Origin of the sequence: Martinezella tropici, from assembly GCF_008370325.1 — a bacterium.
Lineage (GTDB): Bacteria > Pseudomonadota > Alphaproteobacteria > Rhizobiales > Rhizobiaceae > Rhizobium > Rhizobium tropici_B.
The window spans coordinates 59,848-71,950 of sequence record NZ_VNIP01000015.1 but is presented as its reverse complement, the minus strand read 5'-3'; the positions used below and the strand labels follow the sequence as shown (position 1 = coordinate 71,950).

Genomic DNA, 12,103 nt, shown 5'->3' with positions numbered 1-12,103 from the left:
TGCGATACGGCTGCGAAACAAACCTATCAGCGCAGGGGCAAAGCGTAGGTCTGTTTGACAATCTGGCTCGGCACGTCGGTCTTGACGTTCTGGATACCGTTGACCTTCGTCAGATGTGTGGACTGAAAGCGCCTGTAGTCATCGAGATCCGAAACGGCGACGCGCAGCAGCGCATCGCTTTCGCCAAGCATGATGTAGCATTCCATCACCTCGGGCAGTTTTTTCATGGCGCTGATAAAATGATCGATCGTTTCCGCATCCTGCGCCGTCAGCCAGACTCGGGCGAACATCGAAAGCGGCAGGCCCGCCTTGACCGGATTCACGACCGCCACATAGCGATCGATGATGCCGGCATCCTCTAGGAGCTTCACACGCCTCAGGCAAGGCGATGGCGAAAGCCCGACTTCTTTTGCCAGCTCCACATTCTGCATCCGCCCGTCGCGCTGCAGCGCACGCAAGATACGCTTGTCGATCTCATCCAGCCGCATTGGCATTCCCTACCGATAAAATAGCTTTCTTGGATTCGGATACCAATTATCAGATAGAAATTGGCATATTTGCAAGCCGATTGCGCCAGAAAGCCTCTAGGCTTCCATCCATGGAAAACGCCAATCTTCTTCTTTTTGCAGCCACCGTCCTGCCTCTCATCTGCACGCCGGGGCCGGATATGCTGTTCGTGGCATCACAGACGATCTCCGATGGCGCTATCGCCGGACTGCGTTCGACGGCCGGCATCTGCATCGGCTACATCGCCCATTCCACGCTGGCTGCCCTCGGCGTGGCAGCCATCATCGCGGCCTCGCCCCTCTTGTTTGCGGCGCTGCGCTGGCTGGGAATCGCCTATCTGAGCTACCTCGCCTTCCGGCTCATCGCGTCATCCATGAAACACAGCCGTATTCCGCCGCCGTCTTCAAAAGCCGCGACCAACAGGTTTCGCCGTGGCTTCCTGACGGCCGTTCTCAATCCCAAGGGCATGATGATCTATTTCGCCATCCTGCCGCAGTTCATGAGCCATGATCAGAGCATCATGCTGCAGGCCTGCCTTCTCTCCGCTGTCTTCATCGGCCTATGCGGCATCGTCTATGCCGTGCTCAGCCTCGCCATCGCGGCTGTCGGCTCCCGCGGAAGGTTCAGCGATCGCCGGCGGAGATGGATCGAAGGCATTGCCGGCGGCCTGCTGCTCATCGCAGCCGGGCGATTGGCGGCGTGAGCGCACCCCTGTAGCGCTTCGCACAAAACGCGATATAGTCTTTGCCGCCGCGAATAACGCGGCATTCACGAGACGTCGGGGGAAGCGGGCCGTGAAGAAAGGCGACAGAATCATCGGCGGGCTTGCACTTTTAAGCGCAGCCATCATCGCCATCAAACTGGCCGGATCGATGTTCGGCTACGACCTCATCCAGATGATGGTCGACGTGACAAGACCTGCGGATACCGGCGGCTGGCCGACGGCGGCGAACTGAACAGGAATGGCACTGACGTCGCTTGGCTAGCGGTACGCGATTACGCGGTCTTGGTTTGTCCATATTGCATGATGCGCATTGAAATCATTATATGATTTTCGGGGCTTCTAAACTGCCATTTTCATCCCGCGGCATTTGATTTGGGCACTTTCAGGAGGTAGGCGCAAAAAACCCGCCGGAGCGGGCTTTCGAGATGGATGGGCGGGTTTCGTCAGATCTTGTATCCGGCTCGGGCCAAGTCCGACCTTTTGTAAAAGCGGGCGATGAACCCCTAGACTTGAGGAATGCGGCGAGAGCTGCCAGTGGGAAGAAGGCTTCCCTAATGGTTCCGAGGATTATGCGCCTTGGCCGTCCTTGCCGACGAAAGTCCGGTTCGCCAGCCACTTGCTGCTTGTCACCACATGGGTCTGGCCATCGGTTCCGATGAGAAGCGGATAGGAAACCATCGCGTTCTCCGCCTCGGAAATGGCGGACTGCCAAGACTGACTGGCCAGAGTTCTTGCCATAGGCGGCCCGGCTGGGCCGACCGCACCTGACGGCAGCCTGCTCGTTCGAATCTCGGAACTTTCGTTAGCGCGATCACCAACGAACTCACATTTTTATCGCGCCCCTCACGCGTGTCGACGGCACGTCGCGATAATTCGCGGCCACTTCTTCATGTAGAGTGACAACGTCACCGACTGCGACGTCCGTAAGCCTGCATTGGGTTTTGACTTCGAAGAGGAATGGCTCTCGGCGGCCTGCCGTTGGCGGGTAATATCGCTCGTATATGACTTCAACATAGGGTTCGTTGGTCTGAGAGCGCAGGCCCAGTACCAAATGCGACCGCCCCTCCCGGACATCCGAAGACGTGCTTTTGAAAGCTCCGACCCAAGACTCGCTACCTGAGGCTTGCGCTTCGGGTAGCAAGAGGCGGCAGGCGTCATAAACAGTCATGCCTTGCCAAGGCTTGCTGCTGCGGGCCTCCATTTGTGCGCGGTCTCCATCCAGTAAACGTGCGCGTATGGCGTCGGTCTCAAAGTTGCGTTCGGCTCGGACTTCTAATGGAGCAGTACCGAAACGCAGAAGTCCCTTATTATTTTTCTGAAATGCGCCGGCTAGATAATAGAGGTACTCCCCCCATGGTTCGACTTCCCAGAAAACTCCGTCATAGGTGGGGGGCTTGCTGTGATGTGCCGGAAAATCAAACCAAATGGGGAGCGTCACCGGACCTTCTGTAATGGCTTTTGGTTTAAGATGGACCTGAGCGTGCGCAGCTAGATTAGCTTCCGCATCACCAGGTAATTCAACGAACTTTGCTTTCGATGACGGGCCACGCAACAACCTCTCTAGCCAACCGAGCATCCCATTCCCCACAAAAAAGAGTTCAATTGCACTACTCCACACGATATTGCCGCAGAGCAAATTCGGATAAGGAATTGTTTCAGCGGTGATGCAACCACGATTCGATCCCAAATCCACATACCACCGTCAAGAGTTCGGCTGACGTCTACTGAGGCTCAACGAAAATTCCTAGATTTTACCTTCAGCGGGAAGAAGCCGGGCGGGTGGGCTTCCTCGAAAAAGGGGACATATCAAATGCCGCGAAATGCCCCGATCAGTCAGCGCAGGGACAAACTGTTACCTATGTCTTCGGTATGGACAATCGGGAAAATGGCGACCCCTGCAGGATTCGAACCTGCGACCACATGCTTAGAAGGCAAGTGCTCTATCCAGCTGAGCTAAGGGGCCGTAAGGCCTAGCCGCACCTAGCGTGCGGCGGGCAACACATGCCTGAAACCGCCGTCAAACTCAATGGCCGACGTTCAATAAGTGCTTGGCTTCAGTGAGTCCAGGGCTGGATGCGGTTGAAGCGGAAGTTGTCGGAATAGGACACGGTCTGCCGGATCGGATCCTTCGGCGCGATGACGCGATAGTCGATGCCGTTGCGCTTGGCATAGTCTTCCGCCTGCTCCTGCGTCTCGAACGTCAGCTTGAGCTGCTGGCGCGTATCGCCCGATGATGTATAGCCCATAATCGGATCGATCTTTCGCGGAGTTTCCTGATCGAATTCCAGAACCCAGAGATTGGTCTTGGCCTTGCCGGACTGCATGGCGGTCTTTGCGGGACGATAAATCTTGGCAGGCATTGCTGCAGCGCCTCCGAATCAAGCGGGAATGATCCGCTTTTTGCTTCTCTTGTCTTGGCGCAGCCCCTTACGGGCCACGCGAATACGACTTTGCTTAGCCGCGAATCCCTTTGTTTTCAAGCAAAAAGGCAGCCACCATCAGCGATATCAATAAGGGGGTTTAAATGGTCGGAGTGGAGAGATTCGAACTCCCGACCCTCTGGTCCCAAACCAGATGCGCTACCAGACTGCGCTACACTCCGTACCGTCAGCACGATCAGCCCACACAGGCAATCGGATCTGATTTTTGTACCGCCGGATACCCGTTTGCGGAACGAGTGGGGAGATACACGGTTCGCCTGCCCGCTGCAACAGGTAAAATCACGCCGGGCAGATCTTCCCAGACGAAAAACTACTTGCCGAGCTTTGCCGAGATCGTGGCACTCGTCACCTTGTCGCCAACGGCGAGGCCAAGCTTCCTCACTATCCCGCTATTCAGTTCGATCACATAGGCGATCGGTCCGCCGGAATTGATGATCGATTCGGAATAGGGGACGGCGTCTTCCTGGATATGGGTAATGATACCGTTCTGGTCCAGAAAGAGCATGTCAAGCGACAGCTTGGTGTTCTTCATCCACATCATGACCGGCCGCGGCGCGCCGAAATCGAACAGCATGCCATGGTCGGCCGGCAGCTTGTCGCGATACATCAGACCATATTCAAGCTGTGCCGGCGTCAGCGCCAGCTCCACGGTGAATTTATGGGTTTGCCCCTTGGCCGATACGATCGTCAGAGGCTCCGAGTTGAAAGCCATCAGCTGCTGTTCCGCGGTTTGTGCCGCGAAGGAAGATGGCGCGATGGCCCCAACGAGAAAAAGCGCCAAAACGGCGCTTTTCAGAACTCCAGGAAATATGTCTCTATTCATATCAGTGCGGCCGCGTCACCGGGCTCGGCGCATCCGGATGGATTTCCGCCGCCATCAGGCCCTTTTCGCCCGGCCCGAAGCGGACCAGCACCACCTGCCCCGGCCGCAGCTCGGCCAGACCGAAACGGCGCAGCGTTTCCATGTGCACGAAAATATCCTCGGTGCCCTCGCCGCGCGTCAGGAAGCCGAAGCCCTTGGTGCGGTTGAACCACTTCACCAGCGCGCGCTCCAGACCGCTCGTCGCCGTCACCTGCACATGCGTGCGCACCGGCGGCATCTGCGAAGGATGAACGGCGGTCGACTGATCCATGGAGAGGATCTTGAAGGCCTGATAGCCACGCTCCCTGCGTTGGATCAGCGCAACGATGCGGGTTCCTTCAAGGATCGTCTGATAACCATCACGGCGCAGACACGTCACATGCAGCAATACATCCTGCATGCCGTTGTCGGGCACGATAAAACCGAATCCCTTGGCGACATCGAACCACTTGACGACGCCTGAGATTTCGATGAGCTCGACGGTATCGCCCGACATCTCCTCGAAGTCGTCAACTCCCTTCGATGAAATTCTGTCACCCATCCTAGCCAGCCCTCGATTACGCGTCACACTGTTACGGTTAACTGATTCCCTGATATCAAGATTAACATCTTGGTAACGGAAAAGCGCAAGTCCTAGTTTTCGTTTATTCCCACCCTAAGATTATTGCTCCAAGACTTGCGCGAAGCTGGTGCCTCGATCGAAGATCGGGCCAGCGCAACATTAAGAGAGGAAATAGAATGCGTTATCTCCATACGATGGTCCGTGTCACCGATCTCGACGCCTCGTTGCATTTTTATAGCACCTTGTTCGGCCTTACAGAAACTCGCCGCTATGAGAACGAGAAAGGCCGCTTCACACTCGTATTCCTTGCAGCAAGCGAGGATGCCGAATCGTCTCGCAGCAATGGCGCCCCCAGCCTGGAACTGACCTACAACTGGGACCCGGAGGAATATAGCGGAGGACGCAATTTCGGCCACCTCGCCTATGAGGTCGACGACATCTACGCGACCTGCCAGAAGCTCATGGACAACGGCATCACGATCAATCGCCCGCCGCGCGACGGTCACATGGCCTTCGTGCGCTCTCCGGACGGCATTTCCATCGAAATTCTCCAGAAGGGCGACAATCTTCCGTCTGCCGAACCTTGGGCCTCGATGCCCAATACCGGCTCCTGGTAGAAGCCAAGCTTTCGCGAGGCTTACGGCACGCGCGGAGCCATCCGTTTCGCGCTTGCCGCCCATGCCTATCCTCCGGCATGCTTGGACGACTCGAAGCATCATGCATCGGATATCGCGCGGTCATCGTTCCCAGTCGGCGCGTGCGGTATCATCGTCCCTCGCAGGAGGCCGTTCCGATGCAGACTTTTTTGCAGGGAACGTCCATGTGCGATCAACAGATTTTATACGGCGGGAAGAAGCTAGCAAGCACTATTGCCGTCATCGCCTCATTTGTGATGATCGCCGGCTGCGCGACCACGGCCAAGAAGCCGACGGAGACATCGGAAGTCGTGCCCGCCGCGCAGCTTACAGCGGCAGAGCAGCTCGCGGCCGACATGAACAACAAGGCCGACGCCCGGCGCAAAGCCGACGGCAGCTATCGCGATCCACTCGTGCACAGCGTCAACGGCACGCGCCAGCAGATCATCGCCCAGCAGAATCAGGCGCTCTATCCGGCCCCGACGGCAGCTCCCGCGGATGGACAGACTGGCATTGCCGGCCTGGTCACACAGCCGACAGGCGTCAATGCCAACAGAAGCAGCATCTTTTCAGCTCCGCCGCCGATCGCCGTCAACCCGGACGGGACGCTTGCAAAGACCCAGCCCGATGGCGGCACGCAAGCCATCACGCCAATGATGCGCAGCGTCTACAGCACGCCGCCGACAGCGATGCGGACCACGGCGCCGCAGTCGATGGATGACGCAGGCGCGCCGAACGGCCGCACCTCGGCCGATATGCTGCCGCCGCCCGTCATCCGCAATGCAACCTCGCCGGCTGCGGGTTCGCCGCGGCCGATTGCCCAGGTGACGGCGTCGGGAGTTGCGGCGACGCCGAACCCGAACGTCCGCGAATTGAACGGCAGACAGGCGGCCGCCCTGGCGCAGTTCATCGCGTCGAAGAACCAGCCCCAGAACGGCAAGCTGCTGGTGCAACCGGTGCAGGCTGCGAGCGGCCAGTAAAGAGCCCGCGTTTCCAGGGAATCTCTGATATAGCCGGCAAGAGCCTGTTAAATCTCACTTATTCATTGCCGGCGGCAGCTTCACCCATCTGTCATTTTTTCCACAAAAAAGCAAAATTGCCGCTTGCAGGAATGAAATCACCCCGCTATAAGCGCGCCACACAACAGCTGAACGCGCCCTTCGTCTATCGGTTAGGACGACAGATTTTCATTCTGTAAAGAGGGGTTCGACTCCCCTAGGGCGTGCCACTGTTGTTCTTTTCCCCATTTTGAATTCAATGAGCTACCGCTTGCGGACGCAATAGGCTATTCCTATTTAGAACATGTCGCGCAAAAGTGTGCAGCGGTTTTGCGATAACGACATGCGCGCAATCAAAGACCGAAAGCGAGAAGCGAATCTGAAAGATCGCGATACGCTTTAGGTCTTGCAGCATGCGCCCTTCGTCTATCGGTTAGGACGACAGATTCTCATTCTGTAAAGAGGGGTTCGACTCCCCTAGGGCGTACCAGATCGCGATGGTTCCAAGTTTTCCACAATCGCCTTGAAAAATCTTCGACTAGTCATGGTTTTTTCTGGGATTTTTCTCGTTTTTCCGCTTGCGGGAATGAAGGGTGCTGACTATAAGGGCGCCACAGCACGCGCCCTTCGTCTATCGGTTAGGACGACAGATTTTCATTCTGTAAAGAGGGGTTCGACTCCCCTAGGGCGTGCCACTGTCCCTTCCTTCGAAATCATTGATTTTGTTTCTTAAAACGACGCTGTGAATGATTTATTTCACGGAGCCTTGGCGGCGTCCGTGACGCGAAGCTGCACGCGTCGGCTTCCCTGCCAGTGATCGGCGCCGAGCGTACCTGCCACATGGATCTGCGCGCCGCGCGACGACATCAGCAGCTCGCCCAAAGGCGTCTCCGCCGCGCGGAAGGCGATGCCATCCACCCGGCCGCCATCCTGGGCCTCCAGTGTGATCTTGATGTGCGACTGGCCGACAAGGCGGGAATCGCGCAGCCTGTGGCTCGGAAGCGCGAAGACGGGCTGTGGATGGCCCGAGCCATAAGGGCCAGCCGTCTCGAGCCTGTCGATGAGCTCGACGGTCGCGCCGCTTGCGCCGAGCGCGCCGTCGATCTTCAGCGTTTCGTTGGCCACCAGCCCGGCCACCTGCTTCTCCGCCTTTTCGGTAAAGAAGGCCCGCAGCTTTCCGAGATTGCTTCGTTCCACCGTCAGGCCTGCCGCCATGGCATGGCCGCCACCCTTGACCAGCAGGCCGGCATCGACGGCCGCACGCACCATGCGGCCCATGTCGAAGCCATTGATGGAGCGGCCGGAACCGGTCCCCTTCCCCATCGGATCGAAGGCGATGGCGAAGGCCGGCCTGCGGAACTTGTCCTTGAGGCGCGATGCGATGAGGCCGACGATTCCCGGATGCCAGTTCTCGCGCGCCGTGATGATGACGGCGGCGCCATCGCCATTGCCATATTCCGCCAGCGCCTCGCCCTCTGCTTCCTGCAGCATGGCGGCTTCCATGGCCTGCCGCTCACGATTGAGCTCGTCGAGCTTTGCGGCGATCGTTTCCGCCTCGCCGGTATCCTCCAGTGTCAGCAGGCGGGCGCCGAGTGCTGCATCGCCGATGCGGCCGCCGGCATTGATACGCGGACCGATGAGGAAGCCGAAATGATAGGGTGAGACAGGACCGTTGAGACCCGCCTTGCGAAACAGCGCGGCAAGCCCGAGATTGCCCTGATGACGAGCAGCGATCAGCCCCTTGACTACATAGGCGCGGTTGAGGCCCTTCAGCGGCACGACATCGCAAACGGTTGCGAGCGCAACGATATCGAGCCAGGCCAGCAGATCGATCGAACGCACGCGGGAATCACCGGCCTCGCGCAAGAGCCGCAAAGCTGCGACCAAAACCATGAAGACGACGCCGGCGGCACAGAGATGCCCCTGCCCCGACAGATCATCCTCACGGTTCGGATTGACCAGGGCATGACAACGCGGCAGCTCGTGTGCCACCTGATGGTGATCGATGACGACGACATCGATATTGCGCGCCCTCGCCGCGTCAAGCGATTCGAAGCTGGTGGAGCCGCAGTCGACCGTCACGATCAGCGTCGCGCCATTGTCGATGAGCTGATTGATGGCTGTGGGATTGGGGCCGTAACCCTCAAAGATGCGATCGGGAATGTAGATGCTCGCCGGAACGCCGAAATGCGTCAGGAAGCGATAGACGAGCGCCGAGGAGGCAGCGCCATCGACATCGTAGTCGCCGAAGATCGCGACCGTCTCGCCCTTCCTGATCGCCTGCAGGAGGCGCTGTGCGGCCTTTTCGCAATCGGTCAGCAGATATGGGTCCGGCATCAGGCCACGGATCGTCGGATCGAGGAAAGCCATGGCTTCGTCTTGCCCGACACCGCGGCCGGCAAGCACGCGGGCGATCAGCTCCGGCAAGCCATGCGTCTGCGCAATGGCGAGAGCCCTGTTCTGGCCGGCCTGATCCAGCCGGGAAACCCAGCGATTGCCTGACACCGAGCGCTCGACACCCAGAAATGCCCGCTGAACTGGATCGACCGGTTGCTCCACCATCTCTCCCGGAAATTGAGGGCGGCGTCTTTATGAGAAACGCCGCCGCTGTCGGCCTATTCTTTCGGCCGCTCGATACGGATGACCTGCGGCTCGCCGACGAGATAGCCTTCGTTCTTGATGGAGGCAACCGCCTTGCGCACCGAATCCTCTGTCGTCGCATGGGTGACGAGGACGATCGTCTGGTGATCGGACGGCGCCAGATGCTGCTTGGAGCGCTGCACGATCGATTCGAGCGAAATATGGTTTTCCGCCATGCGGGTCGCGACGCTCGCGAAGACGCCGGTGCGGTCGAGCACGGTAAGGCGGATGAAATAACCGCCTTCATGGCTCTGCATCTGCGCCTTGCGATAGGGTTCCAGCGCCTTAGCAGGATGGCCGAGCACAGGCACGCGCTGCTCGCCCGGGCGGCTTTTGGCGATATCGGCGATGTCGCCGAGGACGGACGAGGCCGTCGCATTGCCGCCGGCGCCAGGGCCGACCATCAGCAATTCGCCGAGGATATCGGATTCAATCGCCACGGCATTGGTGACGCCATCGACCTGCGCAATAACCGAATCGAGCGGCACCATGGTCGGATGCACACGCTGTTCGATGCCGCTTTCAGTGCGCTGGGCGACGCCCAGCAGCTTGATGCGGTAGCCGAGATCGGCAGCAGCGCGGATATCCTCGATGGAGACGTTGGTGATGCCCTCGAGATAGATATCGTCGGCCGCGATGCGATTGCCGAAGGCGAGCGTCGTCAGGATAGCAAGCTTGTGCGCGGTATCATTGCCTTCGATATCGAAGGCCGGGTCGGCCTCGGCATAGCCGAGACGCTGCGCTTCCTTCAGGCAATCGGCGAAGGACAGACCTTCCTTCTCCATCCGGGTGAGGATGTAATTGCAGGTGCCGTTCATGATGCCGTAGACACGGGAAATCGTATTGCCCGTCAGCGATTCGCGCAGCGCCTTAATGACCGGAATGCCACCGGCAACGGCCGCTTCGAAATTGAGCAGGGCGCCCTTCTCTTCCGCGATCTGCGCAAGCTCGACGCCGTGATAGGCAAGCAGCGCCTTGTTCGCGGTGACGACATGCAGACCACGGGCAAGAGCCGCACGAACCGCGGCATTGGCAGCACCCTCGGAACCACCGATCAGCTCCACGAAGACGTCGATATCGGCCTTCTGCGCGAGATCGACCGGACCGCCAAACCATTCGATTCCTGTCAGATCGATGCCGCGATCCCGCGTGCGATCGCGCGCCGTGACGGCGACGATCTTGACGGGACGACCGCAGGTAACGGCAAGCTCGTTAGCGCGGCTCTGGATGATGCGGACAAGCGAGGCACCAACGGTGCCCAAGCCCGCAATGCCGATTTTGAGGGCATCTGCCATGGAAAATTCCTGATCAGTATTGGGAACGGCAGCCGCGAGAACGGCTGCCGCGCGATATTATGAACGATGAGCGTTCAGCGAAATAACATTATGCATCGTCTCGTCCGCGGAGGAGAGGAAACGCTTCAGATTGCGCGCAGCCTGCCTGATGCGGTGCTCGTTTTCAACAAGCGCGATGCGAACATAATCATCGCCCTGCTCGCCGAAGCCGATGCCGGGAGCGACCGCGATGTCGGCCTTCTCGACCAGAAGCTTGGAGAACTCGAGCGAGCCGAGATGACGGAACTTTTCCGGGATCTTCGCCCAGGCAAACATGGTCGCAGCCGGCGGCGGCACGTCGAAGCCGGCTTTGCCGAAGCTGTCGACTAGGACGTCGCGACGACGCTTGTAGATGCTGCGCACTTCCGCGATGTCGGAGCCGTCGCCGTTCAGTGCGTGCGTCGCCGCCACCTGGATCGGCGTGAAGGCGCCGTAATCGAGATAGGATTTTACCCGCGTCAGCGCCGCGATCAGGCGCTCGTTGCCGACGGCAAAGCCCATGCGCCAGCCGGGCATGGAAAAGGTCTTCGACATCGAAGTGAATTCGACCGTCACATCCATCGCGCCCGGAACCTCCAGCACCGACGGCGGCGGCGCGTCGTCGAAGTAGATTTCCGAATAAGCGAGGTCCGAGAGCACGATGATGTCGTGCTTCTTCGCAAAAGCGACGACTTCCTTATAGAAATCGAGCGTCGCTACATAGGCCGTCGGGTTCGACGGATAGTTCAGGATCAGGGCCAGCGGCTTCGGGATCGAGTGGCGCACCGCACGCTCCAACGGCGGGAAGAAGCTGTCATCCGGCTCGACCGACATCGAACGGATCACGCCGCCGGCCATCAGGAAGCCGAAAGCATGGATCGGATAGGTCGGGTTCGGGCAGAGAATGACGTCGCCGGGCGCCGTGATCGCCTGCGCCATATTGGCGAAGCCTTCCTTGGAGCCGAGGGTGGCGACAACCTGCGTATCCGGGTTGAGCTTCACACCGAAACGGCGCGCATAGTACGCCGCCTGGGCACGACGAAGACCTGGAATGCCTTTGGAGGAGGAATAGCGATGTGTGCGCGGATCCTGGACCACTTCGCACAGCTTGTCGACAATCGCCTTGGGGGTTGGAAGATCGGGATTGCCCATGCCGAGGTCGATAATGTCCGCCCCGCCCGCTCGCGCGCTCGCTTTCAAACGATTGACCTGTTCGAAAACGTAGGGCGGCAAACGCCGGACTTTATGAAACTCTTCCATTTCTTTCCCCATGGGACAGCGGCCCTCAAAACCGCGCTGAAGTTCGTCGATCTCCCGGCCAGCCGCGATACGAACTTGGGACTCGCGGCGCCGTAGTCATGCTATCTCGAAAGATAAGGTGAATCTTGGGCGGCTATGCACCCAAAGTGCAATTCGCCGGT

Annotated in this window: 12 protein-coding genes and 5 tRNA genes; 7 read left to right on the top strand and 10 right to left on the bottom strand. The window is 59.0% G+C overall.

What is annotated here, in order from left to right; genetic code table 11:
- Nucleotides 1-26: 26 nt before the first annotated feature.
- Complete coding sequence (locus tag FP026_RS26615; RefSeq protein WP_149637577.1) at nucleotides 27-488, bottom strand: Lrp/AsnC family transcriptional regulator; 462 nt, start codon at nucleotides 486-488, stop codon at nucleotides 27-29.
- Nucleotides 489-598: 110 nt separating this feature from the next.
- Here FP026_RS26615 and FP026_RS26610 point away from each other — a divergent pair, with 110 nt between their 5' ends.
- A complete protein-coding gene (locus FP026_RS26610; protein WP_149637576.1) occupies nucleotides 599-1,210 on the top strand; it encodes a LysE family translocator in 612 nt (203 codons plus the stop codon).
- A gap of 91 nt (nucleotides 1,211-1,301) precedes the next feature.
- Complete coding sequence (locus tag FP026_RS30375) at nucleotides 1,302-1,463, top strand: hypothetical protein (RefSeq protein WP_188112697.1); 162 nt, start codon at nucleotides 1,302-1,304, stop codon at nucleotides 1,461-1,463.
- Nucleotides 1,464-2,054: 591 nt separating this feature from the next.
- Here FP026_RS30375 and FP026_RS26605 read toward each other — a convergent pair.
- From FP026_RS26605 to FP026_RS26580, 6 genes are all read right to left on the bottom strand, one after another.
- Nucleotides 2,055-2,918, bottom strand: coding sequence for a hypothetical protein (locus FP026_RS26605; protein ID WP_149637575.1), 864 nt, complete (start codon nucleotides 2,916-2,918; stop codon nucleotides 2,055-2,057).
- Between the two features lie 199 nt (nucleotides 2,919-3,117).
- A tRNA-Arg gene (locus tag FP026_RS26600) sits at nucleotides 3,118-3,194 on the bottom strand.
- Nucleotides 3,195-3,285: 91 nt separating this feature from the next.
- Entirely contained in the window at nucleotides 3,286-3,591 is a 306-nt protein-coding gene (locus FP026_RS26595; RefSeq protein WP_149637574.1) for an ETC complex I subunit, read from the bottom strand.
- A gap of 165 nt (nucleotides 3,592-3,756) precedes the next feature.
- A tRNA-Pro gene (locus FP026_RS26590) sits at nucleotides 3,757-3,833 on the bottom strand.
- A 149-nt stretch (nucleotides 3,834-3,982) separates the two neighbouring features.
- Nucleotides 3,983-4,495, bottom strand: coding sequence for a DUF192 domain-containing protein (locus FP026_RS26585; RefSeq protein WP_149637573.1), 513 nt, complete (start codon nucleotides 4,493-4,495; stop codon nucleotides 3,983-3,985).
- A 1-nt stretch (nucleotide 4,496) separates the two neighbouring features.
- Nucleotides 4,497-5,075, bottom strand: coding sequence for a cold-shock protein (locus FP026_RS26580; protein WP_092715668.1), 579 nt, complete (start codon nucleotides 5,073-5,075; stop codon nucleotides 4,497-4,499).
- A 197-nt stretch (nucleotides 5,076-5,272) separates the two neighbouring features.
- Here FP026_RS26580 and FP026_RS26575 point away from each other — a divergent pair, with 197 nt between their 5' ends.
- The 5 genes from FP026_RS26575 to FP026_RS26555 all read left to right on the top strand — a co-directional run bounded on the left by FP026_RS26575 (nucleotide 5,273) and on the right by FP026_RS26555 (nucleotide 7,424).
- Entirely contained in the window at nucleotides 5,273-5,713 is a 441-nt protein-coding gene (locus FP026_RS26575) for a VOC family protein (RefSeq protein ID WP_149637572.1), read from the top strand.
- Nucleotides 5,714-5,889: 176 nt separating this feature from the next.
- On the top strand, nucleotides 5,890-6,711 hold the full coding sequence (locus FP026_RS26570) for a hypothetical protein (protein WP_246665464.1): 822 nt from the start codon (nucleotides 5,890-5,892) through the stop codon (nucleotides 6,709-6,711).
- A 173-nt stretch (nucleotides 6,712-6,884) separates the two neighbouring features.
- A tRNA-Glu gene (locus FP026_RS26565) sits at nucleotides 6,885-6,959 on the top strand.
- 185 nt (nucleotides 6,960-7,144) lie between these two features.
- Nucleotides 7,145-7,219 (top strand) — tRNA-Glu (locus FP026_RS26560).
- A 130-nt stretch (nucleotides 7,220-7,349) separates the two neighbouring features.
- Nucleotides 7,350-7,424: transfer RNA gene (locus tag FP026_RS26555), tRNA-Glu, on the top strand.
- 61 nt (nucleotides 7,425-7,485) lie between these two features.
- Here FP026_RS26555 and recJ read toward each other — a convergent pair.
- The 3 genes from recJ to FP026_RS26540 are packed head-to-tail and all read right to left on the bottom strand — an operon-like array spanning nucleotide 7,486 to nucleotide 11,942.
- Entirely contained in the window at nucleotides 7,486-9,291 is a 1,806-nt protein-coding gene (gene recJ, locus FP026_RS26550) for a single-stranded-DNA-specific exonuclease RecJ (RefSeq protein WP_432444156.1), read from the bottom strand.
- A gap of 53 nt (nucleotides 9,292-9,344) precedes the next feature.
- Nucleotides 9,345-10,664 (bottom strand): homoserine dehydrogenase, encoded by a 1,320-nt coding sequence (locus FP026_RS26545; protein ID WP_149637570.1) that lies wholly within the window; start codon nucleotides 10,662-10,664, stop codon nucleotides 9,345-9,347.
- 57 nt (nucleotides 10,665-10,721) lie between these two features.
- Nucleotides 10,722-11,942 (bottom strand): LL-diaminopimelate aminotransferase, encoded by a 1,221-nt coding sequence (locus FP026_RS26540; protein WP_149637569.1) that lies wholly within the window; start codon nucleotides 11,940-11,942, stop codon nucleotides 10,722-10,724.
- Between the last annotated feature and the right edge of the window lie 161 nt (nucleotides 11,943-12,103).